15 protein-coding genes and 4 pseudogenes are annotated in these 25,668 nt (G+C 48.2%); 12 read left to right on the top strand and 7 right to left on the bottom strand.

The genetic code is table 11. From position 1 onward, the window contains the following. Positions 1-26: 26 nt before the first annotated feature. The 3 genes from SCU88_RS02185 to SCU88_RS02175 form a co-directional block, all read right to left on the bottom strand. Positions 27-1,046, bottom strand: a complete 1,020-nt coding sequence (locus SCU88_RS02185; RefSeq protein WP_175341588.1) for a tyrosine-type recombinase/integrase — start codon at positions 1,044-1,046, stop codon at positions 27-29. Positions 1,047-1,111: 65 nt separating this feature from the next. Then, positions 1,112-2,548, bottom strand: coding sequence for a TraI domain-containing protein (locus tag SCU88_RS02180; protein ID WP_175341589.1), 1,437 nt, complete (start codon positions 2,546-2,548; stop codon positions 1,112-1,114). A 65-nt stretch (positions 2,549-2,613) separates the two neighbouring features. Beyond that, entirely contained in the window at positions 2,614-4,095 is a 1,482-nt protein-coding gene (locus tag SCU88_RS02175; RefSeq protein ID WP_175341590.1) for a UvrD-helicase domain-containing protein, read from the bottom strand. 993 nt (positions 4,096-5,088) lie between these two features. Here SCU88_RS02175 and SCU88_RS02170 point away from each other — a divergent pair. Both SCU88_RS02170 and SCU88_RS02165 read left to right on the top strand, forming a co-directional pair. Next, the gene (locus SCU88_RS02170; protein ID WP_431810079.1) at positions 5,089-9,459 is read left to right on the top strand and encodes an autotransporter outer membrane beta-barrel domain-containing protein; all 4,371 of its coding nucleotides are present in this window, start codon (positions 5,089-5,091) and stop codon (positions 9,457-9,459) included. A gap of 158 nt (positions 9,460-9,617) precedes the next feature. Continuing rightward, positions 9,618-10,196, top strand: coding sequence for a LuxR C-terminal-related transcriptional regulator (locus SCU88_RS02165; RefSeq protein WP_175341591.1), 579 nt, complete (start codon positions 9,618-9,620; stop codon positions 10,194-10,196). Positions 10,197-10,917: 721 nt separating this feature from the next. On the opposite strand, the gene SCU88_RS02160 is transcribed toward SCU88_RS02165, so the two are convergent. Continuing rightward, on the bottom strand, positions 10,918-11,091 hold the full coding sequence (locus tag SCU88_RS02160) for a hypothetical protein (protein WP_175341592.1): 174 nt from the start codon (positions 11,089-11,091) through the stop codon (positions 10,918-10,920). A gap of 151 nt (positions 11,092-11,242) precedes the next feature. On the opposite strand from SCU88_RS02160, the gene SCU88_RS02155 reads away from it, so the two are divergent. Together SCU88_RS02155 and SCU88_RS02150 are read left to right on the top strand one after the other, a co-directional pair. Next, the gene (locus SCU88_RS02155) at positions 11,243-12,076 is read left to right on the top strand and encodes an RNase A-like domain-containing protein (protein ID WP_175341593.1); all 834 of its coding nucleotides are present in this window, start codon (positions 11,243-11,245) and stop codon (positions 12,074-12,076) included. Positions 12,077-12,089: 13 nt separating this feature from the next. After that, positions 12,090-12,407, top strand: a complete 318-nt coding sequence (locus SCU88_RS02150) for a contact-dependent growth inhibition system immunity protein (protein ID WP_175341594.1) — start codon at positions 12,090-12,092, stop codon at positions 12,405-12,407. 78 nt (positions 12,408-12,485) lie between these two features. On the opposite strand, the pseudogene SCU88_RS02145 reads toward SCU88_RS02150, so the two are convergent. Continuing rightward, a pseudogene (locus SCU88_RS02145) lies at positions 12,486-12,962 on the bottom strand (TIGR03747 family integrating conjugative element membrane protein); the annotation flags it as partial. Between the two features lie 401 nt (positions 12,963-13,363). Next, positions 13,364-13,939 (bottom strand): pilus assembly protein PilL, encoded by a 576-nt coding sequence (locus SCU88_RS02140; protein ID WP_175341595.1) that lies wholly within the window; start codon positions 13,937-13,939, stop codon positions 13,364-13,366. A 379-nt stretch (positions 13,940-14,318) separates the two neighbouring features. Here SCU88_RS02140 and SCU88_RS02135 point away from each other — a divergent pair, with 379 nt between their 5' ends. From SCU88_RS02135 to SCU88_RS02110, 6 genes and pseudogenes are all read left to right on the top strand, one after another. Continuing rightward, the gene (locus SCU88_RS02135; RefSeq protein WP_431810078.1) at positions 14,319-15,551 is read left to right on the top strand and encodes a metallophosphoesterase family protein; all 1,233 of its coding nucleotides are present in this window, start codon (positions 14,319-14,321) and stop codon (positions 15,549-15,551) included. 1 nt (position 15,552) lies between these two features. Further along, positions 15,553-17,349, top strand: coding sequence for a hypothetical protein (locus tag SCU88_RS02130; RefSeq protein ID WP_175341597.1), 1,797 nt, complete (start codon positions 15,553-15,555; stop codon positions 17,347-17,349). Beyond that, positions 17,339-18,292, top strand: coding sequence for a hypothetical protein (locus tag SCU88_RS02125; protein ID WP_431810077.1), 954 nt, complete (start codon positions 17,339-17,341; stop codon positions 18,290-18,292). The genes SCU88_RS02130 and SCU88_RS02125 overlap by 11 nt, the downstream gene beginning before the upstream one ends. A 657-nt stretch (positions 18,293-18,949) precedes the next feature. Then, positions 18,950-19,296, top strand: a pseudogene (locus SCU88_RS02120) (transposase); the annotation flags it as partial. Between the two features lie 81 nt (positions 19,297-19,377). Beyond that, positions 19,378-20,489, top strand: a protein-coding gene (locus SCU88_RS02115) for an IS3 family transposase (protein ID WP_175341598.1) whose coding sequence is annotated in 2 segments (ribosomal slippage) — positions 19,378-19,639 and positions 19,639-20,489 — 1,113 coding nt in all. Because the reading frame shifts where the segments join, the coding sequence is not laid out codon by codon here. An 18-nt stretch (positions 20,490-20,507) separates the two neighbouring features. Next, positions 20,508-21,137, top strand: a pseudogene (locus SCU88_RS02110) (IS3-like element ISRaq1 family transposase); the annotation flags it as partial. A gap of 23 nt (positions 21,138-21,160) precedes the next feature. Here SCU88_RS02110 and SCU88_RS02105 read toward each other — a convergent pair. After that, positions 21,161-23,740, bottom strand: a pseudogene (locus tag SCU88_RS02105) (Tn3 family transposase); the annotation flags it as partial. Between the two features lie 85 nt (positions 23,741-23,825). Between SCU88_RS02105 and istA the strand changes: the two are divergent. Together istA and istB are read left to right on the top strand one after the other, a co-directional pair. Further along, positions 23,826-24,848, top strand: coding sequence for an IS21 family transposase (gene istA, locus SCU88_RS02100; RefSeq protein WP_431810023.1), 1,023 nt, complete (start codon positions 23,826-23,828; stop codon positions 24,846-24,848). Continuing rightward, positions 24,848-25,627 (top strand): IS21-like element ISSen3 family helper ATPase IstB, encoded by a 780-nt coding sequence (istB, locus tag SCU88_RS02095; protein ID WP_431810022.1) that lies wholly within the window; start codon positions 24,848-24,850, stop codon positions 25,625-25,627. Before istA ends, istB begins: the two co-directional genes overlap by 1 nt. Positions 25,628-25,668 lie beyond the last annotated feature (41 nt).

Below are 25,668 nucleotides of genomic sequence, written 5' to 3'. Positions count from 1 at the left end.
AATAATTCCAGTCAATCAGATTAATGTCAATACCCACACTCCCGGGCAGTATATTTGTCGGTGTGTAATGACAACTCCTGTTCGAGCGTTTTACCCACAATATCCATCTGCAGCTCCACATATTCCATCGTCGTATTCACGTTCCTGTGCCCCAGCAAATCTTTCACCAGTTGAAGGTTACGCTCCGGTGCTTTCATCAGTTCTGTCGCCAGCGTATGCCGAAACCGATGAGGAGAGATGGTAAATCCGCATTCACGGGAAAGACGCCGAAAAAAAGACCGCACTTTTTGTTGTCTTTTTTTGGGGCTGCTTTCCTTTTCTGAACGTTCGGGGCTCTCTACATATCGACTGACATCAAAAAGTCTCTCTGACGGTTTAAGCCCCCGCTTTTCCGCCTGTTCCAGCAAATAAGCCAGTCCCTGCCGCAGTTGTTTTACAGCAGGAACCCGCCACTCCCGGTGCGTCTTGCTGCCTTCCAGCATCAGATTGATATATCCCTCATCCAGGTTGATATCCCCCAGGCGAACGTGCAGCAGCTGATTCAACCGCATACCGGTATATCGGAGCGTATCCAGTACAATTATCCAGTACCAGCCCGGTGACATTGCATTATTCCAGCTATACCGGATACAATGCCTTTTCTCATCTTCATCAAACTGCTGCATGATAAGATACGCACGCGTTAATTGCGCTCGCGACAGTGTTTTTTTCTTCTTTTTCTCACGCTGGACACTACAATCGTAAAACGGATTTTTATCCAGCGATATATAATCCCTCGATATCCATAAATTATACAGTGCCCGCATATGAGCAACTTTATTATTCCAGGTCTGCGCCGAGCGTTGTTTTTCCTTCAGTAACTCCCGTCTCCACATAAGAACATCTTTATGTGTAATATCTTCAGGTATTTTATCCCTGCAAAACTGGCGAAACACATTAACAACCTTACGGTAACTTTCCTCCGTGGCAGGCCTGATGTTTTTTTCAAAAAAATACTCCTCCAGTAATTCATCCCAGGACCAGGCTATCTTATTATCCACACTCATAATGCACTCCTGTTGCTGAAAGTTTACACCTCATCGGAGAGGTAACTCCATCCATAAACACTCCCTCAGTTAGGAAAAAACAAGAGGCCACTTTCCGGGGGAGTGATGCCTTTAAAAATATGCACAACCTTGACAAGATAACCATTAATTTTTTGGTACTTCCCGGTTCTTTCCCCCGTTTCATAAAGCCGGGCTTTCGTAAAGCGTTCTCCCTGATGGACCCGATGCAGCTGGAGTTTTTCGAATGATGACTGAAGGGCATCTCTGCTGCAGTTACTTCCTGTTTCACGAAGAAAAAGCCAGAAGATATCCGGCACGCATAGAAAAGCAAAACCGGCAACAATATGAACGCGGGAATCGATCTGATTAATGCTGACTTTTCCATCAACAAGATTTTTTGAAAGCCATGATATAAACTCCTCCCCGGCTGACAGCGATGTATTTCTTTCCCCCTTTTGATTACCTGAGACATTCTGGCTGACATCTTTGTTATTTATCTCAACAAAATTAACATCCTGCCCCCCCTGATTAATGCCTGGCTCTTTATCTGTTTCGGTATTAACCGCCCCACTATCTTCTTCATTTGAAAAAGAGGGTAATACATCCCCAAAAAGTGCAAGCAGCGCTTCAGTTTCTGCACCACTGGATTCATCCGATTCATGAGATATTTCTGAATCAATCACATTTTCGAATGTCGCTGGCACTATTAAAACGTCCACATCAGGCGTTAAGTTTGAAATAATGCTAACTTCATTATTATTATCAGGCGCAGGAATACCAGGAGACTCAGTCAGTCCGGCAGCCCGCTGCAATATTTCCCCGATAACGGGCATAGTGGTCTGTTTATTCCAGAGTGCCACTGACAGGTTTTCCATTCCTCCAGGAAGACGACAAATCCAGGGCGCCGCATCTGCGGGAAGCAGTTGGCCAGCAATCAGTGAAGCCAAAGCCTGCGCATAGTTGTCTGAAGGCACTTCAGCAAACCGGAACCGGTAAGCCCTGTCCGGTACGGAAATTCCCGGACACCAGGTCACGCCATTCTCCAGCTCCCCCTCAATATCGGCCAGCAACGGCAGATGCCAGAGCAGAGCCTCCCAAAATATAATCGCCTGCCATGCCGTTCCCTGTTCAGCCTGTTCTTCCGGTGCAGCACCTGGCGGAAACATGTACCCTTTGGCCAGCCTGACAGCATATGACGTAAACTGCAGCGTTAAATCACCAAATCCGCCAGCGCCAGCCCATATCCCCTCCCCTGTAGCCGGTACATTCTGTACCCGTTCAAGCAGGGTGTTAACAGGCGCCAGATAAAGCCGCTGCCACACATCCGTCGGCAGCGACGAACTTTCCTGGATCTTCTTCAGACACTCCCTGCGACGGGGAGTATCAAGCAGAGTCGCCGCTTTTTCCGGTAAAAAATATCCGACCGGCGCTGCAACACGAGCGGGAGAAGGAGCAACAGTATCCCCGGCGCGGGATAAAAACGTTTTGAATTTTGCGAACATGGCTTCTCCTCATAAAAACCAGAGGAGTGTTATCCTGCCCCTCCGGTCTTTCCACGAAAAACCAGTTACGCTTCATGAAAGATTTTTTTCTGTTCGCTTTCCACAGTCTCTTCAATTGCGGCTTCATCCTCCCGTACCTCATTAGCCCTGAGCATTGTCATCAGCTCATTCAGTACCAGAACCTGCCGGGCTCGCGTGACGGCCACGTACAGCAAATTCGTCTCGTCCTGGCGTTCTTCAGCAGAAAGTAACGGATCTGTGATGTCGCTAAAGTCTTCGTTCAGCACAACAACCGGCCACTCCAGCCCCTTGCTACGATGTGCCGTGGATACCGTCACCTGCGCCGCCTGCTCATTCGTCACGGCCTGACTGCGCATAATGGCCAGTTTTTCCGGCAACGGGAAGAACTCATCCAGCAGCCGGATGGCCTGGTTCATTTCCACATCCTGCGTTGCTTTTGCTATCGAACAGTACTCCTCAAAATCTTTGTAATCCCGGGTCAGACGTGGTGACTGCATACGTTCCGGCATATCAACAGAAAACCAGTAGAGGTCTTCCAGCTCTTCCGTTTTGTAGCCTGCAATTCCTCCAACCCAGAACACATTTTTATCGCGCAGGCTGGCGGCCAGTGCGGTACCAATCACGCCAGCAACCGTCCTGCTGAGTACTGAAAAATGGGGCACATTGGCAGGCAGCCGTTCAGTCACTTCATCCTCACCACCACTTCCCGTTACCTGCATAGTTTCCCCGGCCCGGGTCAACAGAATATTCGCCATCCGGGCCACTTCCGGTCCGAACCTGAAACTATTTGTCAGCCACAGCCGGTCAGCGCTCTCCAGCAGTGGTGCACTGAGCGCATTATTTGCCCCCCGAAATCGATAAATCTGCTGATAGCGATCGCCCACAAGGATGACCCGACATGGCTGGTTGAGTACAAACGCGCTGGTGACAGGGTTAGCATCCTGCGCCTCATCGAAAAGGATGGTATCCCAGCGGCGGGTAAGATCCGGCCCGGACAACTGAAACAGCTTCAGATAGGCATCATGAGTGACCGGAAATGTTGAATCGGTACTGCTCATCTGATGCCAGAGTATTTGCGTTGCTCCCAGAATTTTATCAGCCGAAAGACCGTTACGATCATCCTCCGACAGCAGGTGCATCACTCCAGGCTCTGACTCTGCGCTGCAGAGGAAAGCATTCAGGGCCGCAATCGCCTGGCGGGCAAGCGGCCAGTGCCGTGTATTCAGCATTCTGGCCACATCAGTGATCCGCAGATTAGCAACAAGCCGGTGTCGGAAATGCCGGCCAAAATGAGCCCAGGCCAGTTGATGAGAGGTCTTACATTCAACATTAAACGGAAATTTCTGCTCCGCTTCATCCCGGATAGCCCGGTTGTAGGCCAGATACAACATCCGGCTGTCCGGGTTAGCCTGCGCAAACCGGACCAGTGTGGACGTTTTGCCGGTGCCGGCAAACGCATTGACAACAAGATGGGTACCCTTCCAGTGAATAATCGCATCCTGCTCAGGGGTCGTATTCCAGGACATATATGCCTCCGGATAGGCGAGAAAGGTTTCTCACTCTGAAGAACGTGCCAAAAAACATCGACGAAAAACTCAACATGTCCAAATAAAAATAAAAAACTGGCCCTGAGACCAGCAATCCGCTAAATATTTTCCGGATACAATTCAATTTATTAGGCGACAATTACCATCCCACAGCAAATCCTGCAGCCCCCACACCATTTTGCGAATCCCAATCCACCCGCATACCAATACTATTGCTATGGTTATACACTGACGGATCGGGGAGCAGATACCCGCCTAATTCAGGATTACCCAAGCCACAAAAATATCTGGCATACAGTGACCTACACGTCAGCGAATTCACAGTGTTTTATCAATGTTCGGGAAGAACAGCAGGGAAGCATCAATACAGGACAGGAATACAACATACATCCAATTCCATCATCCATATCGGACTGCTAGTTATGCGATAAATCAGGCTGTTGTTGGATTATTTATCAGATTTATCCTAGCCAGGGACGGCCAGGGGAAATATACAGTTTTCCTGATGTTTTATGTGATAAATCCGAGTGATAATTGAGAGATAAATATGCCCAGCCTGCACCAGAACGTCTGATTTTGAGAGATATTTTTTGCATAACTAAATGATTTTATAGTAAAAAAAACAGAATAATGCTTGGTATGAATATTGAGCGGACTGGGCAACATCCATTCAGCATCATAAGTTGCATTTAATATGGCTGTTTTAACATTTTCAATCAGAAACAAGTAGTTGGCTACTTTATTCCTTATCAGATTATTCCTTGACAGATATGGGGGGGGAGTTCTAGAATTACGTCACTTTAGTGCAAAAAGTAAAAGTTCATTTCTCTGCTAGGAGATGTGGCAATTATTATCATCCTGCTGTTAACTTCAAAAGATCTTATGACATAACTCATTGTTTTTTTTCAATGTATTTGTTAATCGCACAGGCTACATATTCCCGGCGAGGGAAAATAATAAAAGGTGTTCAATATGATGCATCATCTTCCTGGTAGAAGAATACGACCAGCGTTGTTGGCCATGTTAGTAAGTATGAACAGGATATATCGTATTGTCTGGAATTCTTCATTAACAACAAATACCACAGAGTCGTGCCCCAACCCTGGAAAGCCAACTGAATTACCGCTGGCAAAAATCTCCCGCCGGTTCATTATCAGCCACAGCCTCATGATCCCGGCCCTGTTACTCAGTGCGGGTGAAGTTAGCGCCCAGCCTATTAATGGCTATACAAATTACACTTCTCCCACATCTGTCAGTGACGGCTTACAGTGGCAGACAACGGCAGCAGTAGAAGTGGGGAGCGATGTCCAGGTAGCTCCGGCAGCGGATGGTACCGCCCTGAATATGGCTCCGTCTGTAGATGCAGATACCTCATTATGGATTCATGGAGGAAACCTTAACGCGACCGGCGGGCTGTTGATGGGGAAAAACAGCATGCTGCAAATTGGAGGAACGCAGCTCGGCGGCCTGACGTCTGAGCAGTCCCCCAGCTCTGGCGGCGTTTTAACCGTCGGAGATATTCAGACCGTCTCTGGTGCGACAGATATGCATCTCTGGATGTTTGGCTCTACAAAGGCAACCGAGCTGAACGCATCAAATATAACCCTGACTGCCGATAATAACGAGATCTGGATAGATCGCCCGAGCAATACAGAGCCCGGCGCGGATATTACCGTCACAGGTAACATGAAAGTGGTAAACGGCAGTGAAGGATCTTTCTTACTGGCCGGAGATTCGCAGTTAACCGTCGGAAATAATTTGTATCTCGATACGTCGAATGGTTCATTTCTGGTCAGTAATGGAAGCAGCACCAGAGGAATAACCGTCGGCGGCGACTTAACGCTCACGAACAACGTTACGCTGTCTTCTGATATTAACAGCGTGAGTACAGAGGCCGGTATCTATTCTGCCGTTGTCGATGTGACCGGAGACATCAACGTACTTGGTAACAACTCCGGAAATACGGGGCTGCAAATCATTAATGCAGGAGGAACTGGCGTTACCACGGGAGGAGACTTTAATATCTCTTCTAAGGCCTCCGGAAACACCACTTCTGTTATTTTTGGACACGGCGCAAAAATAACAGCTACCGATAACATCAACCTGCAAAGCGTTAACGGTGGGGCAATAAACCTTTATATCGGTGATTCAAAATATGGCGCTCCGACAGATATCAGCGCCAGTGAAATCATGATGGGTGGAGAAGGTAATAATAATATCATATTTAATAACAATCAGCCAACGCAACCCGGTACAGATGGATACGTTTTCGATGTTCCCATCAACGGAAACGGAAGCGTTGAGCAGCAGTCAGGTCATACTACCCTGGCTTCCGCCTCTGACTATTCAGAAGGGACACTCATCAGTGGAGGATTGCTTTCCATCACAGATCATGACGCGCTGGGCAGCGCTACCGTTACGATAAATACTGACTCATCTGATAATACACAGGGGCTTGATATTGCCTACACGGATGGCTCCGAGTTTTCAAATACGCTGAATGGTAGCGGTGCAACAAACGTTACCGGCAATTCCCAAATTATGGGAGATAACAACGGGTATACCGGCAACTGGTATGTATCGGGAAAAGCATTAGAGAATACCAGTGCCACATCATCATCTAAAGGTTTTGGTTCCGGTAGTATTGATATCGCGTCCGGCGGGCAGTTTATTGCAGGAACATCCGGGGATTACAACTTTAATAATAAACTGACCGGAGCGGGCGACTTTCTTACCAACAACCAGAACGGCGCATTTAACTTTACCACCAACGTCGGTAATGAATTCACAGGCAACGTTTTCCTGGATAACAATACCTTCGAATTAGCAGGTGATAATACTTCAGCACTGACAAATGCAACAGTTCACATTGAGGATGGCAACGTAACAACCGTTGGTAACGGGACGCAGGATATTGGCGGTCTGGGTTTTAATGGCGGCACACTGGTATTCGGTGACGTATCTCCCGGCACCTCCGTTAGCGATCAATTCATTGAAACAGCAGGAAATCTTAATCTGACCGGTAGCGGTAAGATACAGATTACTGACGGAACTGCGTTTGAAAATACACCAGCGCACCCGGATACCACGCTTCCCTTGCTTCAGCAGGATGAGCAGGGAGTGATGGTGCAGGTGGCCGGAAGCCGGGGAACCCTCACAGGAGCGGCAGGAAATCTGGGGTTAATCGACCAGGATGGCAATACCGTTTCTACGGCCTTAATGAACCCGATTACCCAGAATGGCGAAACCGTTGCTAACGGAACCTATGATTATCGCCTTACCAGCGGAGACAGTCAGGACGGTCTCTATATCAACTATGGCCTGACGGAAGTGGAGCTACTGACTCAGGGCGATAATGCCCTGACCCTGAATGCAGAGGGAAATACCAGCAATGCCGCCGACCTCAGCGCAAAGGTCACAGGCAGCGGTGACCTGCGAATTGACACCGATACCGATGTCTCCCTGTCAAACAGTGAAAACGACTACACCGGAGCAACGTGGGTAACGGCCGGTACCCTTAAGATGGGAAATAACAATGTCCTGGGCAATACCCGTCTGCTGAACCTGGCTGACGCTACCCGGCTGGATATGAATGGCTATGCCCAGACGCTGCAAAATCTGAATACCGAAACCGGTAGTACGCTGGATTTCAACGGTGGTGACCTGACGGTAAATAACGGTACCGTAGTCGGCAATCTGACCGGTGGTGGCTCACTGAACGTCACTGGTGGGGAACTAGACATCAGCAGCGATAACCCAAGCATGACGGCGCAAACCACTATCGTAACAGATGGCACGGTACGAATGCTGGCCAACCATGCGCTGGGAACCGGCGATGTCAATAACCAGGGCATCCTGTATCTGGGGCAGCAGGGTAGTACTCTGGCGTCGTATCAGACAGGAAGTCTGACCAACAGCGGTACGGTGGTCATCGGACATAGCGACGGCACCGGTAATGCCGTTGCCGGAACCTCACTAACGGTAAACGGCGATTATACGGGCGACAATGGTCATCTGCGCTTCAATACCGTACTGGGCGCGGATGACTCTCTGACCGATAAAATGGTGGTGACAGGCAGCACGAGCGGCAATACCGGCGTCAGCGTGACCAATGCCGGCGGCACGGGCGATGAAGCGCTGAACGGCATAGAGCTCATCAGTGTGACGGGCGCGTCGGACGGTACCTTTACCCAAGAGGGTCGCATCGTGGCTGGAGCCTATGATTACTCCCTGGTACGTGGCCAGGGTGATAACATCGGGAACTGGTATCTGACCAATAATGGTACAACTCCCGACCCCGACCCGACACCCGATCCGGATCCGACGCCTGACCCCGACCCGACACCCGATCCGGCCCCCAATATTCGCCCTGAAGGTGCCAGCTATACAGCAAACCTTACTGCAGCTAACACAATGTTTGTCACCACTCTGCATGATCGTCTGGGCGAAACCCAGTATGTGGACGCGCTGACTGGCGAGAAACGCGTTACCAGCCTGTGGCTGCGTCAGGTGGGCAATCATAACCGCTGGCACGATCGCAGCGGCCAGCTCTCCACACAGAGCAATGGCTATGTTGCTCAGTTGGGTGGGGATATCGCACAGTGGTCCGGCGATGGACTGGCCCGTGGTCATCTGGGATTAATGGCCGGTTACGGCAACAGTAAGAGCAACACTTCATCCTCCCGCACCGGTTACGGCTCGCACGGCAGCGTTGATGGCTACAGCGCGGGGATTTACGGTACCTGGTTTGCCAACGACGCTGAGAAGGCCGGTCTGTATGTCGACACCTGGCTGCAGTACAGCTGGTTTGACAACCATGTAAGCGGAGAAGGTCAGACCTCTGAGTCCTATAAATCAAAGGGTTTGACGGCCTCACTGGAAACCGGATACACCTGGAAGGTCGGCGGCAACACCGGCAGCCAGGGAGTCCACACCGACTGGTTTATCCAGCCTCAGGCTCAGGCCGTATGGATGGGCGTGAAATCGGATGACCACCGTGAGGAAAACGGTACCCGTGTGAAGAGTGAAGGTGATGGTAACGTCATGACCCGCCTGGGCGTACGGACCTTTCTGAAGGGCCACCACCAGATGGATGAAGGAAAAGGGCGTTCCTTTGAGCCCTTTGTCGAAGCGAACTGGATACACAATACCCGCAACTTCGGGGCCACCATGGATGGCATCTCTGTCAACCAGACCGGTGCCCGCAATCTGGGTGAGGTGAAAGTGGGTGTGGAAGGTCAACTAAATAATCGTTTGAATATGTGGGGGAATGTTGGCGTCCAGGTGGGTGATAAAGGATACAGCAATAGCACAGCGATGCTGGGTATAAAATATAACTTCTGATAATGGCCCGAGGCCCGTCGTTCTGGCGGGCCTGATCAGTCAGTTCTGATTTCTGCATAACCGTGAAATACGGTCACTGTATTCATAATAATTTTATCCGGAACAGAGCATTTTCAGGGTGCCTTTCATTTTTCGGAATATATTAGTGGAGCAGTGTAATGAAAGTGATAACAAAAAATATCTACCTCAGCCACGGGATTACTGAGATGATGCGTGAATTTTTCCCATGGATGACGGATGTGGTTTTCCTGGATGTTACAACACCATCGCTGTACTCTGCTATTGAGCCCAGCCCTGATAATATGCTTTGTTATATTACTGCAAAGCCTACATCACAGGCACTGAGATTTCTTTTCAACCAACAGGTCGGCTCCGGAATTTTTATCAGTTTGACACAGCCATTTGATGAAATTATCCAACAGATCCGTAGCGGGTTGCCACAGCGATTTCGTTATCGCATGGCGGATCATCTCAGACTGACAGCAAAAGAAATACGGGTGATGCAGCAGCTATTTCTGAATGGACAGTCCACAGCCGTTTGTGCCCAGATGACAGGAATGGATACCAAGGCAGTGAGCCGCTACAAGCGAAGCATTATGAGTAAACTGGGTATTCAGACGCTCTCGGAGATGTGCTCTCTGACTGTCACTCTACATTCCCTGAACAGGATAGCAGGTATGTCCAGAAATGCCGTGCCAAAAAATCAAATGGCAATGACAATAAAAACCACAGAATAACATCCGAGACCTGTCACTGTTTCTGTCATTATTATTAAGCATAACAACACGAGGACTTAAATTATTCATAAAACCATCCATTTTATTGTTTTAATTTCCACATAAAACAACACCCACAAATAACAAACCTTTATATCAAACTGTACCATTCATAATTTTGAGTGGTACAGCCTTTATTTTAACCATGCAGCCACCAGACATTATCGGTAAATTTCATTGGCTGGTTATCTTATTTTTATATTACAGGCATAGCGTCATTCACTACTACCGGATAACATTGGCGCATTCAGGGACCAACGGTTTCAGCGTCAGCCATCTTTACTCTGGTAGAAGAACCATAACCCATATCAGATAGTGGGTAAGGGCCAGTACCGGTAGCGGATGTGACAAGAGGTATCCCTGCTGCAGGCGAACACACCGTACCAGCGAAGCGACAACAATCACTGTCATCAGAGTGCTTATCTAGCAGCTCCCGCCCGGTACCTACTGAGTGTGTCCGGACACTTTCTCCGTTAGCGGCGCCATAAAGTGCCAGAGCTCCATGTCCGAATTCAGGCCCAGCTAGTGCATAGCGCTACGCTTGTGCCCGCTGAACACAGCGGTACTCATTTTCAGCAGTCGTGCACAGCGCCAGGTCGGCAGCCCGAGACACAGAAAGAACACTATATCCATTTCCATTTGCGCCAGCCATTCATCAACGTCCCGCGGCTCTGGCGGAAATTTATCGCTCAACGCCTGACGCAGCGCAGCGGCAATGCCGTTGACCGGTAGAGGCCAGTTCGTCTTTCTCGGCAGCCCGGGTTGACGTTGATACGGATAAAGCGGTCAGTAACAGCAGGACAGTCATGCCCGGAATACGGGCGCTCAAATGCCGGGCCGGACGGGATGGGTTCATACACACCTCCAAAGGGAGTTAAAAAGGTGCATACAGAATGCGCAGGACAGGAGAGACGGTCAGCGATAAACTCTTTTTGCGATTATGAAAATTAATGGTTGTGGCTGTTATGATGGTGCCAGCCTTTTAAGCACAACAGGGAGTCCCGGATATGACAGACGATAGTGGGGTCAGAATGGCCCTCTCCCCGGTTCAGCTTGCCGCTGTTCTGACCGATAAATCCGTCAGTGAGGGAGAAACCCTCAGTAACCGTCTGTGGGGAGGTCTGGGGCTGGCAGGTGGCGTGGCAGAAATGTTTGGGGCGGGCGTCATGTGTGTTGCGCCCGATCCCACTATGCTCACTAAAGCGGGTTGTGTCATCGTAGGCACCCACAGCCTGGATGCCATACAGGCTTCCGTACGCCAGATGTGGACCGGCAGGCAAATCAATACTGATACTTACAATACAGCCGTGTCCCTGGCTGAAGGGCTGGGAGCAAATCGCCAGACCGCTGCTCACGTTGGAATGACAGTTGATCTCGCTATCCCGATGGGATTTGCACTGGCAGTTGGGGCCGTTCGCGTTGCAGCCGTGCGTGGTGGGCGAATAAGGTTGGCTGAACATGAATCCCGAACCGGGCGTATTCCTGGTGGTCATACCCTTGAAAGTCATGTTGGAAAAACACCAGAAGATCTGAGCGCCAGACTTGAGAATAATCCCCGGCTAAAGTCGGTCAGTAGTTTCAGGACCACACGTGAGGCTGAACACCTGATTTCTGCGGTTATCCGGAATAATAAGCGCCAGATTGAAATGTGGGTAAAGCATCTGCCTCCCGGAATGAATGCGAAAATGCAGCTGGATCGTGCATTTTCACGTCAGACGGGAATACTGTTATTCAAAGGCGCGAGAGAGGTGACAACCTGTCGCAAAGTCCGGGTCGTCATCCGGTTTGAGCACTGGCATGGAAAACCCTATTTCGTACTGACGGCCTTCCCTCTCCCCTGAGCAGGGTGTGAATATGAAAAAAATGAACCTTAATGAGCTTGACTGCTTTATCACTGTTTACTTCGGGCAGGATTACGATCTTATCGATGACAGTGATGAAATCGAACCCAAAATTGACGCATTTATCGCCGATAGCCATTTTGCTATGCGCTATGGGTTAATCGCTGATATTGACCTTTTCCTGGAGGAAGTTGACGATCCGGAAGAAACGTTCAGGAAGCGCTACGATCTGGAGTTTGATCCTGACTTATGGGGTACTGATGCCCTCAGTTTCCTGCAACGCGTAAGAGAAAAGGTGAGTTCGTCTCTGAAGGAATATGAAAGCGACTGACGCGCCAGTAACCGTTGTTACGGGGCTTGTCTGCTGACGGGAGCGCACAAAAGCAAGTTTTGTACGCCCCCGTCCAGCTTACAGGTACTTTTTAAATGACGCGGTGGTCACCGTAATCGCCGTTCCCAACAAAATTGCAGCCGGCAGCAATAGCAGGTTGGGATACACTGCCGTTGGCCAGGAAAGATACAGCATCACCGGCACCACCACTGCTGGCTTCACCATTTTTTTGGCATGGTGATAAACAAACGAACTCTCATAACCGGCACCATAGCGACGCAGATCGCGCTGCCCCAGCCCCTCGACCAGCGCTACCAGCACCGCCATGGCAAATAGCGGCAGTGACAGCGCCAGAATCGTCACCCGGATCAGGGTGATTATCGTGACCCACACCGTGGCCATCAGATATTCATGCAGATACCCGGCGAGCCATCCGCTCCAGCCACTCAACTGGCGGGTCAGTTCATTATCACTGCCCATCTGCAGTGCATACTGCTGCTGTATCCAGTCCGTGACACCGCTGTTCACAAACAGCCACTGATATGCTGTCGTCAGGGCTTTCAGCTGGCGCGCCTGCGCCAGCTGTGTTTCCCGTAGGCTCTCCAGCGTCTGCCGTAATGAGGCCGTGTCCTCACCCTGTGCGGCCTTCGCTGTCACCTGCGCCTGCAACTCCGCCACACGCTGTTTTCCCTCTGCCAGCCCTGTCTGCAGCACCTTCACATCTGACTGCAGGACAGATAACTGCGCAGTGGTCGCAACGGAACTGTTTCGGGACTCCAGCCGGGCGAGGCGCGAATCCAGATCCGTCAGCGCCAGTGAGACAATTTTGATGCCCCCGGCCAGGCTCCCCACGACAACAACCGCCGCCAGGCAGCCATAAATAAGCCCCCGGCTTACCCGAAAGCCTTTTTTATTACGCTCCCCGGGCACCGGAGCCTGTGTTTCATTGTTCATACTCATTTTTTCAGAAACCCTCCCTGCGCCGAACGGGGGGGCGGAAGCTGTCTGGCCGGCAGCTGATAACCGCTGCGCAGGCTGTGGCAGACCACCCGCTGGACATCGTCAGTCTCCAGTTGCCAGGCTGGCCCGGCCATCACCTGCAGGGCGGTACGCAGACGCATCGGCCCCAGATGGTACTGTACAGCCGGCAGCGGCTGACGATACAACACACCATTTGCCGGGCCGGTCGCGCAGAGAGAGTAGCCGGACTGCTTCAGCGCGTAGCGCAGGGCATCAGCCACGGTCGGTTGCAGGGAGGCAGGAATACGAATATCAATAATCTGGGAGAGCGGATCACGCTGTGTTGCCTGTGGGTCCGTACTGACCAGCAGATAGCGGTCGTAGCGCACCACTTCCGGCGTCCGGGCATATTCGTCTGGTGCAACCGGTTGTACGTTACGGGTGACAGTGACTGGAGGAGTGGGGTCAGCCATGTCGCGCTGCTGCAGTTTCTGCGGCTGGCTGGCACAACCGGCCAGCAAAACCAGCGGCAACATGGCAGTAAGGGCATGATATCGGGTATTCAGTTTCATTCGGGGTTTTCCTGTACAGTGTAAAAACAGGCCCCACTGTGCGAAATCCCCCCGCATTCACTCAATTAACAACTGATTATCCGCGGATAAAAAAAACGCCATCCGAAAAGATGGCGTATCAGATAACAGGTATGCTCATAAATCACAGCACAAACACTTCTGGACAGGTCCGCTCAGAGCGAGGAACGGACATTGGTCTTATAGGATAATTGAACCGTTCTACGGATAGTCTCTAAAAGTGAATGGTTCGGATTACAGAGATACTTGCTCTTACGCAACCATCAGTGTTAAAACTCTACATTTCCTAAGTGATTACCTTACAAATCACACAGTTGTGATATCATGCAATAGAATTAGTATACCTATGGGTATCTGGCATATGAAAATAATAATCATTAGTGATTTACACGTTGGCGACGCGGCTGTTTCAAATGAGTTTTCAGTAGGAAGCTCTAACAACGCTGTAAAAAATCAGTTCCTAAATGAATTACGGCAGCTTTCTAATCAAGAGGATATAAGAGCTGACTATCTTGTTGTCGCGGGTGACATCACCAATAAAGCAACCAGAGAAGAATTTGAACTTGCATCCACACGCTTGAAAGAAATTGCGGAGATTGTGGGAGTAGAGCAAGAAAAAGTCTTCTTTGTTCCAGGGAACCACGATGGTAACTGGGCTGAAGAAGAACGCTCAATGACCTCAAAAGAAAGCATTAAAATGACAATTGAACGCAAATATAGCAACTTGCGGTTCAATGACTTTTTTAAACAATGTTTAGACCGAGCTCGTTTCGGCTGTTATTTCAATGAACCGTATTTTGCTATTTGGAGTGATGAGCACCTAAATATCATTGGCGTGAACAGTTCGGTTTTTGACCACTATGACAGAAAGCCTCATCACGGTGTAATCCGCAAACAGGATTTAACAGAACTGGATAGAAAGCTTCAAGAAATGCAGATTGCACATAGCGGGAAGATTAATCTGCTAGTTGTACATCACCATCCAATCCAGCAGCCAGATTTACCTTTTGACGCCGCTGACCATAGCATCTTACAAAACGCAGCTATCCTGATGGAAATTGCGTCTAAGCATAACGTTAATTTTATTGTGCATGGACATAAACATATACCGAGGCTTGCACAGTATTCTGATGACTATCAGCATCCTATTAATATACTGTGCGCTGGAAGTTTCTCTGCGCGTTTAGATGATAGGTGGTTCCAAGGAGTACCAAATACTATTCATCAAATTGAAATTGATAAAATTTGTGATGTAAACAAAACCCCTTTAGGGAAGGTGGTAAGTTGGTCACACAACACAGGGCATGGGTGGACAAAAGATGAGTCCATTAATGGAATACCTCACAAAGAGTTTTTTGGTAATCGCATGTTACCTGTTGAACTAAAAAAGCAGCTAAAAGAATCTATTGAGCGATTTTTTGAGACGCAGACACATGTTAAGTGGAGTGAACTATCTAACCATTATGCTGATATAATATATACTTCCAGAAAACTTCTAGAAAAGACCATTATGGATTTATCGGACGAAGTTGGCTTTACAATATTTAAAACTCCAGGACAAGATGAGTTATTCATTTTGCTAAAGGGAAAATGACATGCATAACTTATTTGGATTTAACAATATATTTGAGCACTCTAATGCTAGATATTTTACGTCTAATCAATTAGCTGAAGAATTTGTTTGGACACCAGCATTTGAATCTCTAATTTCTAACAAAAATCATATAATACTGGGTTCTAGAGGCTCTGGTAAGACTGCTCTAATTAAAATGCTTTCTCATGAATGTCTTACTAAGTTAAATGATGAAAAAGCAAGAAAAATAGTAAATGAGCGCTCATTTATTGCTACGTATATTCCCTTAAAAGTTGAATGGGTAAACTCAATAGGCGACATTGATGATAATAACCAGCTTTTTAGGTGGAGTTTGAACTTATCTTCATGCGCAAGATTTCTAGATACCATACGAAGCTGCCTTCATTCGTATGTTGAGGATGAAATAGATAGAATTACCAAGGAGAAAGCTATTTGCAATAAAATATCAGAATTGTGGCTATCTAAAAAATTAAATACAATTACCGATATTTATAACGAATTAGAGATTATTGAGTATAAAAAGAATATTATATTCAATAAAATTAAATTAGGCCTAAAATTAAGTGATGATGATCTTATGGTTGGTCTTAACTTTAATGCTGATTTATTTAAGCCTCTAATAATGGCACTTTTTACGGTAAGAAAAGAAATCGGACTTTCTAATTCCTCCACATTCTGTGTTTGTATTGATGAAGCTGAATTTTTAACAAAAGATCATCATAGAATATTGAATACTCATATGAGGTCATATAATGAGATCGTGTTCAAAATAACAACAATGCCATACCGGCACTACACCCTAGAAACTGATACGGGTACTCCATTAAATATGGGGCACGACTTTGATTATTTAAATATTGATAAGCAAGGCCTACATGGTAGCTCAAAGAATAACTCTCATAATTTTTTCGAAAATTTCGCAGAGAAGCTTTTTAAAAAAAGAATAAAAAACTCATCCATTATAAATAAAGAAATAACACTCGAGTTTCTTCTAGGCAATTCAGTGTTAGTAGACTCCCCAAAAGACGCACTCCCTGATGATAAACTGATGGAGAAAGTGAGAGAGTATTGTGATTCCAGTACGATTAAAAGAGCGGAGAGGTTACTGGATCAAGATTATTCATTGTTCGAAAGCTCAATATCAAGGAAGTTGAGAGGGACTTTGATGTTAAAGGATTCCTTCCAACGTTATAAGGGTAATGCTTCACCATTTATATTTTCTGGATATTCACTTATAGTAAGATGTTCTGACGGAAACCCGCGTCGTCTATTACGGTTATTCAATTATCTTTTCTCAAATAACATTGATTCTTGTACTGAGCTTAAGCCTCTATCAGATAAGGAACAAGGTGCGAAACTAAAAGAGTTTTCATACTCAGAGTTAGATGGTTTAAACCTAGAGGTGGATGGAAAGAAAGCTTTCGATTTGTTTACAACAATTGGTAGATTTTTAAAAGACAAGCTTCATACTGATAAAATAAATACAGATACATACAACTCATTTTCATTCGATGTTGAAGATGACAAAGTATGGAAATATATAGAAACAGCTGTAGATCTAGGTTTAATCTACCCAGATTTTAGAGGATTGGACAATGATAATAAAATGCCAAATAGAAAAGGTAGATTCTCATTAGCCTTTTGTTTAGCACCTCATTTTTACTTAATGCCAAGAAAAGGAAACTCCATCAAATTATCTGTGATAATGAACAATTATTCATACAGTCGATTTAAGGCTATAAATAAGAATAATGACGATGGACAATTTAGTCTAGATTGGGAGGGAGATGATGAATAAATTACATGTTGATGACTTATCAATAGGTGAGCTAAGCCAGTCAAAATATGATATTGCATTATTTTCTTGTGGCTACGAAGAACGCTGTATTGACGTGGCTACGCGATTGCATAAAAACAATATAAACAATGTTATTGTTTTAGCTTTTGACCAACATAAAGAAGATCCAGTTCGTATCGATAGTTTAAATTACTTTTCAGAAAGTTGGACTGGCTTCAAATTACTTGAGATTTCACAAAGGGAAATTGCAAAAATACAACAGGTGCTAAGTGAAATAATTGAAAAAATTAACACTACAGAATTAAAAGTATTAATTGACTATACTTCGATGTCTCGAGCTTGGTATGCTGCGATTTTAAACTATCTAGTCAATTTTTGTGAATTAAGAGTAACTGTTGATTTGACATATGCAACTGCTGTCTATAGAAATTTAGATCTCAACGTTGAACTAGGTGAGTTGCGCATAATTCCGGGCTGCGAGGGTATTTCATTAACCAAAAGACATAATGCAGCAATATTCATGTTGGGTTTTGATAGATATGGTCCTCAACGTTTATATAACTTACTAAACCCAAACAAATGCTTTGGTATCATGGCCGCACCAGCTGCAACCTATGATTATGAGAATACTTGTTTAGAAAAAAACAAAGACTTTATTTCACACTACCTTGGCGGTGAAGATAAACTTATAAAATTACCAATCAATAGTATTGCGACATGTTATGACAACATGTCGCAAATGCTCTCTCCCCTAAGATCTGATTATAACGTTTCCATCATTCCATTTGGGCCAAAACCACATATATTAGCCGCGATATTATGTAGTTTTAATTATCCCAACGTCACTTGCCTATATTCTGAATATATTCGAAATGAAACTACAAAAGTCGAATCTTCCGGAGATTTTGTAATATCTCGCTTACATATAAAGAAAAATGAATAGATTAATCCCCCTACTAAATTACTTGATGATTTAGTAGGGGTACTGGTATATTCTTGGACCAAAAACAACACCATACTAAATTAGGATAATTTATCTTTCTGCTCTGGCAAGAAACCAGTGCACGTGCACGTTCAGTCACTCGCCCCTAAAACTGCCATTAAATGACTCGAACAACACGTTGTCCATCGACACTAAGAAGTCTTAACGGATCCCTCATTCATATATAATCCGTCCAAGAAGGTAATGTATTTTTTGATAGCTGACCTAACGAGCAATAGCTTTCTTGATGTCTTTTTTTTGGCATTTAGCAGACAGGTTCAGGGCAAAACGTCGACTATGAGCGAGGAGTGAAAGTTGGCACTTTTGTGGGTCAGTCCAGTTCCCACAAAAGTGATTACAGAAATATTTGCAATTCTAGGGACGGATTTGCATTAAGCAACCACGAGGGGCGATATAGTTTTGCATATATCAAATTTTATTTATTAGTTGAATTATTTTTTATATTTAGCATTTTAGACGAAAAAGAAAGCTATGCTTATACAATATTCATTGCATGTTAGTGATAACTATCTCCATTAGATAAAATTGACCTGCTCCCCGTTGATTAATACACCCCGATGTTAGTAATGTCTTCATAAGCCACATGAGGACATCCCCATGAAGAAGCGTTTTTCCGACGAACAGATCATCAGTATTCTTCGCGAAGCGGAAGCCGGAGTTTCTGCCCGTGAGCTCTGCCGTAAGCACGCCATTTCCGACGCCACTTTCTACACCTGGCGCAAGAAGTTTGGTGGCATGGAAGTTCCTGAGGTGAAGCGGCTCAAATCTCTTGAAGAGGAGAACGCCCGCCTCAAGAAGCTACTTGCCGAAGCCATGCTGGATAAGGAGGCACTTCAGGTGGCTCTGGGGCGAAAGTACTGACGACAGGCCAGAAGCGGGAAGCCGTTGAGTTTATGTGTGATGCGACCGGTCTGTCGCAACGTCGTGCCTGCAGGCTTACAGGTTTTGTAAGTATCCCGCATAATCGTGCCATTCACATTTAGAGATCATCCGGCATAATCAATCTGCCAACGAAGGAGATCGCTATGCGTAAAGCCCGTTTTACTGAGCATCAGATCATCGCCGTGATTAAGTCGGTTGAAGCCGGACGAACTGTTAAAGATGTCTGTCGCGAGGCCGGGATCTCTGAAGCCACCTATTACAACTGGAAGTCCAGATACGGCGGCATGGAGGCTTCTGATATTAAGAAAATCAAGGAGCTTGAGGACGAGAACCGCCGTCTAAAACAGATGTTTGCCGACCTGAGTCTGGAGAACCGGGCGCTGAAAGACGTTATCGAAAAAAAGCTTTAAAACCAGCCTTTAAGCGTGAGCTGGTTACTCATCTGATAACGACCTTCGGACTCAGTATCCGTCAGGCCTGCCGGAGTCTGAACCTGAGCAGAACGGTTTATCATTATCGTCCGGATACCACGCGTGACGAACCCGTTATTGTTGCGTTGCAGGCGGTGGCAGAGCGGTATCCCCGATATGGTTTTCCGAAACTTTTTCAGGTTCTGAGGCGGCAGGGACACCTGTGGAATCACAAAAGGCTCCATCGTATTTACTGTCTGCTGAAGCTGAATTTTCGTCGTAAGGGCAAACAACGGTTGCCGGTGCGTAATCCCTTGCCACTGGCCACGCCGGAAGCGCTGAACCAGAGCTGGTCTGTCGATTTTATGCATGATGCCCTGGTCTGTGGCCGTCGTTTTCGCACGTTCAATGTCGTTGATGATTTTAACCGTGAGGCATTGTCGATTGAAATCGATCTGAATCTGCCAGCTCAGCGAGTGGTCCGTGTACTCGACAGGATCGCGGCAAACCGTGGCTATCCGGCCATGCTTCGTATGGATAACGGCCCGGAATTTATCTCCCTGGCACTGGCTGAATGGGCAGAGAAACATGCAATAAAACTGGAGTTTATCCAGCCGGGCAAGCCGACGCAGAACGCTTTCATTGAGCGCTTTAACCGGACATACCGAACAGAAATACTCGATTTTTATCTGTTCAGAACGCTGAATGAAGTACGGGAAATCACGGAAAAATGGTTATCAGAATATAACTGTGAACGCCCGCATGAATCACTGAATAACATGACACCGGAGGAATACCGACAGCGCCATTATTTGGCCGGGATCTCAAAAAGTGTATGGAACTAAAACGGGTCTATTTACAGTTTGTCCCTGTCGACCTGCCGCTATGAGGCTCAGCGTCCGGCAGCTGATGCGCATTTATCAGGGCGCATCACTGAGCTGGCACTGGAGCGCAGGCGTTTTGGCTACCGCCGCATCTGGCAGCTGTTGCGTCGGGAGGGCCTTCACATCAATCACAAGCGGGTATACCGTATTTACCACCTTAATGGACTGAGCGTAAAACGCAGACGACGCCGTAAAGGGCTGGCAACCGAACGGTTTCCGCTTCTGCGCCCGGATGCGCCGAACCTGACATGGTCGATGGATTTCGTTATGGACGCACTGGCCAACGGTCGGAGGATCAAGTGCCTGACCTGTGTGGATGATTTCACGAAGGAGTGTCTGACGATAACCGCTGCTTTCGGTATTTCAGGCGTTCAGGTCACGCGTATTCTGGACAGCATCGCGCTGTTTAGGGGCTATCCGGCGACAATAAGAACCGATCAGGGCCCGGAATTTACCTGCCGCGCGCTCGATCAATGGGCCTTTGAGCATGGTGTGGAACTACGGCTTATCCAGCCAGGTAAGCCAACGCAGAACGGATTTATTGAGAGTTTTAACGGACGCTTTCGCGATGAGTGTCTGAATGAACACTGGTTCAGCGATATTCTTCATGGGGTCAGTTTGGATATCGAAAATTATTGTACGTTAAGGCTATTTTTTGACCTTTCGACTTTAGCTGGTCTCAGCCGACGAAACTTACCGGAAGCCGGTATCCGGTTGCTTTTCCAGATGTAATCGCCTGTCAGATTGATATGCTCCCAGCCTAATGGCGACAGATGCGACAGCAGTTGCTCGTTGATCTTAAGCCCCTTACGTTTCAGGGCATCGATCGCTCTTTCCATATACACGGTATTCCACAGCGAGATCGCAGCCGTCAGCAGCGTCAGCCCGCTGGCGCGATAGCTCTGATTTTCCGGTTTTCGGTCCCTGATTTCTCCCAGCCGATGCATAAATACCGCCCGCGCCAGCGCGTTACGGGCCTCACCTTTATTCAGCCCCGCCTGTACCCGCCGACGCAGTGCAGGATCGCGGAACCAGTCGAGCATAAACAGCGTTCGTTCAATACGGCCAATTTCCCTCAATGCTTTGGCAAGTCCGTTTTGCTTGGGGTAGCTGGCAAGCTTTTTCAGCATCAGGGATGCCGTCACGGTTCCCTGCTTTATCGATGTCGCCAGACGCAGCACTTCACGCCAGTGAATTTCGATCTCTTTCAGATTCAGGCTGGTTGTTGATATCAGTGACTGAAGCGCCGGATATTGGTCCGCTTTCCCTTTGATAAACAGTTTCTTGTCGTGGAGATCCCTGATCCGCGGACAGAACGCAAATCCCAGCAGATGCATCAGGGCAAAGACATGATCGGTGAAACCAGCGGTATCGGTGTAATGCTCCCTGATTTCCAGGTCGCTTTCGTGGTACAGCAGGCCATCGAGAACATGGGTTGAATCCCTGACCCGACTGATTATGCAGGTGTAAAACGGGCTGTATTGATCAGAAATATGGGTATAAAACTGACGTCCAGGCTCCTGCCCATATTTCGGGTTAACCTGCCCTGCGTAGCGGCCTGAGCTGCCTGTTCTGAAATTTTGTCCGTCTGATGATGACGTTGTCCCGTCTCCCCAGAATGCCGCCAGTGGTCTTTTCCCCTGCGCGTTTACCAGCTCTGCCAGGGCGGCTGAATAGGTTTCATCGCGGATGTACCATGCCTGAATATCTTCGAGTGATGATTTGGTGCTCCCGGGGCAGGCTTCTGCCATTTTGGTCAGGCCAAGATTGATGCCATCCGCAAGAATGGTGGTGAGGAGCAGGCGGGTATCGGGACGGGTAATGTCATTTTTTATATGCGAAAAATGTCGGGTAAACGTAGTCCAGCTGCTTACCTCATCGAGAATTTCCGTGATTTTAGGTCGCGGTAGCATGCTGTAAACCAGCTCTGCCAGCGGTGAAACCTGCTCCGGAACGCAGTTATCCAGCGGAGAGACTTTTACGCCCCTGTCGGATATTTCCACATCGAGCAGTTCACCAAGGGCAGCCATGGCATTGACCTCTTCAAGTCTGGACTGAAGCAGGGTCATACGGCTGGTAATGTACTCATGATAATCAGCAGATACGGGCAGGGGCAGCGCTGATGTGAGTTTGTCAAAGTCCTTTTCGGGAATGAGGTAATCATCAAAGTTTTTGTAGCGGCGTGAACCTTTAACCCAGATGTCCCCGGAGCGCAACGCCCCCTTAAGCTCGCTGAGCGCACAAAATTCATAGTACTGCCGGTCAATACCCGCAGGTGTAATCACCACCTTGCGCCAGCTTTCAGGGACAAACTCAAGCGGCGCTGTCGCCGGAACTTTACGTGACTGTTTCCGGTACATATCCTTAATCACAACCAGCGCATCAGCCAGAGGCTGCGCTGCCGGGGTGGCGACTAACTGTAAAGCGGACAACATGCGCGGGGCATATTTCCGTAATGTGCTGTATTTCTCAGTAATAATATGCAGCGGATCAAAATTATTTTTCCTGGCGAGATGGCGTGTTTCCTCCAGACTGGCGACAAATTCAGGCCACGGGAGTATGTTTTCTATTGCGAGCCATGGATCGCCACCGGAATCGCGGGCATCAGACAGCGCCTGACCGACATCGATGTACTGCCTCAGTTTTGACTGGATCAGCTTTCCGGTCTGCTGAAGGCGCTCAGCCTGTGTTCTTTTGGCTTTGCTGAAAAGGCTGTTCAGCATTCGCTCATGCAACTCAATCACTTCGTCTGTCAGTATGGCTCTGGCTTCTTCCAGCACGCACACCAGGATCGCATGACGCCGGGCTGCTGAAAATCGGGTCAAATCCCGGCTGCTCATCTTTCGGCCTTCCCGCGCCAGTTTCAGCAACCGGTTCTGGTGAATGGTACGATCTATACCTTCCGGTAATGCCAGCGATTCAATGCTACTGAGCCGATCAAGATGTTGCAGCACGTTCTTACCATTGATTTTACCCGGAGGTTGCAGAAGCCAAGTCAACCTGGAAGACTGATTATCCGATGACTCAAGTAAACGATCCAGAGCATCCCTGTGAGCCGGAGTTAACGGGGCATTCAGGGTCTGAAACACGATTTTATCGCCGCCTGCCATGGCCTCAGCACAGGTACGCTCCACGACATCAATCGCGGGGATTATCACGTTGTTCTGCCGGAGATAGATTAGTAACTCTTCAGCCAGGAGAATACCTTTATTGTTACCAACGGTGCGAAAGTGATCCATATCCGGCGCCTGAAATCAGATCCAGGGGTTAATCTGCTCTCCTGATTCGGGAGAGCTTATGGTCACTTTTGAGACAGTTATGGAAATTAAAATCCTGCACAAGCAGGGTATGAGCAGCCGGGCGATTGCCAGAGAACTGGGTATCTCCCGTAATACCGTAAAGCGTTATCTGCGTGCGCAGTCTGAGCCGCCAAAATATACGCCGCGTCCTGCAGTGACTTCGCTTCTTGATGAATACCGGGATTATATTCGTCAGCGCATCGCTGATGCCCACCCTTATAAAATTCCTGCGACGGTTATCGCCCGCGAGATCACTGAGCAGGGTTATCGTGGTGGCATGACCATCCTGAGGGAGTTTATACGTTCGCTCGCCACACCTAAGGAACAAGAGCTCGTTGTTCGCTTCGAAACTGAGCCCGGACGGCAGATGCAGGTTGACTGGGGCACCATGCGTAACGGCAAATCACCGCTTCATGTGTTCGTTGCCGTTCTGGGATACAGCCGAATGCTGTACATCGAGTTCACTGATAACATGCGCTATGACACGCTGGAAGCCTGTCACCGTAACGCGTTCAGCTTCTTCGGCGGTGTGCCACGGGAAGTGCTGTACGACAATATGAAAACAGTCGTGCTACAGCGTGATGCTTACCAGACCGGCCAGCACCGGTTCCATCCATCCCTGTGGCAGTTCGGCAAAGAGATGGGCTTCTCTCCACGGCTGTGTCGCCCCTTCAGGGCACAGACTAAAGGCAAGGTGGAGCGGATGGTGCAGTACACCCGCAACAGCTTCTACATCCCGCTAATGACGCGCCTGCGCCCGATGGGGATCACCGTTGACGTTGAAACAGCCAACCGATACGGCCTGCGCTGGCTGCACGATGTCGCTAACCAGCGGAAGCATGAAACTATCCAGACCCGTCCCTGCGATCGCTGGATCGAAGAACAGCAGTCCATGCTGGCCCTGCCACCAGAGAAAAAACAGTATCACGTACAGGTAGACGAAAGCCTGGTGACCTTCGACAGGCAGCCACTGCATCATCCGCTGTCCATCTATGACACGTTCTGCAGAGGAGCCGCATAATGGTCGAGCTGCAACATCAGCGGCTGATGGTTCTCGCCGAACAACTGCAACTGGACAGTCTTATCAGCGCAGCGCCGGCGCTGTCGCAACAGGCTGTGGATCAGGAATGGAGCTATATGGACTTCCTGGAGCATCTGCTTCATGAGGAGAAACTGGCCCGCCATCAGCGTAAACAGGCAATGTATACCCGGATGGCGGCCTTCCCGGCGGTGAAAACGTTCGAAGAGTATGACTTCACCTTCGCCACAGGTGCCCCGCAGAAGCAAATCCAGTCGCTGCGTTCACTGAGCTTCATAGAGCGTAACGAAAACATCGTGTTGCTGGGGCCATCCGGCGTGGGGAAAACGCATCTGGCAATAGCAATGGGCTACGAAGCGGTACGTGCGGGTATCAAGGTTCGCTTCACAACGGCGGCGGATCTGTTACTTCAACTGTCCACCGCGCAACGTCAGGGCCGCTATAAAACAACGCTTCACCGTGGCGTGATGGCACCAAAGCTGCTCATCATCGATGAAATAGGCTATCTGCCGTTCAGCCTGGAAGAAGCAAAACTGTTCTTCCAGGTCATCGCCAAACGTTATGAAAAGAGCGCGATGATCCTGACCTCCAACCTGCCGTTCGGGCAGTGGGATCAGACGTTCGCCGGTGATGCGGCGCTGACATCCGCGATGCTGGACCGGATCTTACACCACTCACACGTTGTTCAAATAAAAGGAGAGAGCTATCGACTGAAACAGAAACGAAAGGCCGGGGTTATCGCTGAAGCTAATCCTGAGTAAAACGGTGGATCAATATTAGATCGTCGGTGGAGATGTAAGTG

It is taken from the genome of Jejuibacter sp. L23 (genome assembly GCF_050815825.1).
Taxonomy (GTDB): domain Bacteria; phylum Pseudomonadota; class Gammaproteobacteria; order Enterobacterales; family Enterobacteriaceae; genus Jejubacter; species Jejubacter calystegiae.
Note: the sequence above shows the minus strand (reverse complement) of the source record. Positions and strands in the feature narration are given on the sequence as shown.

Excerpts from the sequence above, each read along its gene's own strand:
- SCU88_RS02140 (WP_175341595.1), bottom strand. The coding sequence starts at position 13,939 with ATGAAACTGAATACCCGATATCATGCCCTTACTGCCATGTTGCCGCTG.
- SCU88_RS02135 (WP_431810078.1), top strand. The coding sequence starts at position 14,319 with ATGAAAATAATAATCATTAGTGATTTACACGTTGGCGACGCGGCTGTT.
- SCU88_RS02155 (WP_175341593.1), top strand. The coding sequence starts at position 11,243 with ATGACAGACGATAGTGGGGTCAGAATGGCCCTCTCCCCGGTTCAGCTT.
- istA (WP_431810023.1), top strand. The coding sequence starts at position 23,826 with ATGGTCACTTTTGAGACAGTTATGGAAATTAAAATCCTGCACAAGCAG.
- istB (WP_431810022.1), top strand. The coding sequence starts at position 24,848 with ATGGTCGAGCTGCAACATCAGCGGCTGATGGTTCTCGCCGAACAACTG.
- SCU88_RS02170 (WP_431810079.1), top strand. The coding sequence starts at position 5,089 with ATGATGCATCATCTTCCTGGTAGAAGAATACGACCAGCGTTGTTGGCC.
- SCU88_RS02150 (WP_175341594.1), top strand. The coding sequence starts at position 12,090 with ATGAAAAAAATGAACCTTAATGAGCTTGACTGCTTTATCACTGTTTAC.
- SCU88_RS02165 (WP_175341591.1), top strand. The coding sequence starts at position 9,618 with ATGAAAGTGATAACAAAAAATATCTACCTCAGCCACGGGATTACTGAG.
- SCU88_RS02160 (WP_175341592.1), bottom strand. The coding sequence starts at position 11,091 with ATGAACCCATCCCGTCCGGCCCGGCATTTGAGCGCCCGTATTCCGGGC.
- SCU88_RS02125 (WP_431810077.1), top strand. The coding sequence starts at position 17,339 with ATGATGAATAAATTACATGTTGATGACTTATCAATAGGTGAGCTAAGC.
- SCU88_RS02180 (WP_175341589.1), bottom strand. The coding sequence starts at position 2,548 with ATGTTCGCAAAATTCAAAACGTTTTTATCCCGCGCCGGGGATACTGTT.
- SCU88_RS02175 (WP_175341590.1), bottom strand. The coding sequence starts at position 4,095 with ATGTCCTGGAATACGACCCCTGAGCAGGATGCGATTATTCACTGGAAG.
- SCU88_RS02130 (WP_175341597.1), top strand. The coding sequence starts at position 15,553 with ATGCATAACTTATTTGGATTTAACAATATATTTGAGCACTCTAATGCT.
- SCU88_RS02185 (WP_175341588.1), bottom strand. The coding sequence starts at position 1,046 with ATGAGTGTGGATAATAAGATAGCCTGGTCCTGGGATGAATTACTGGAG.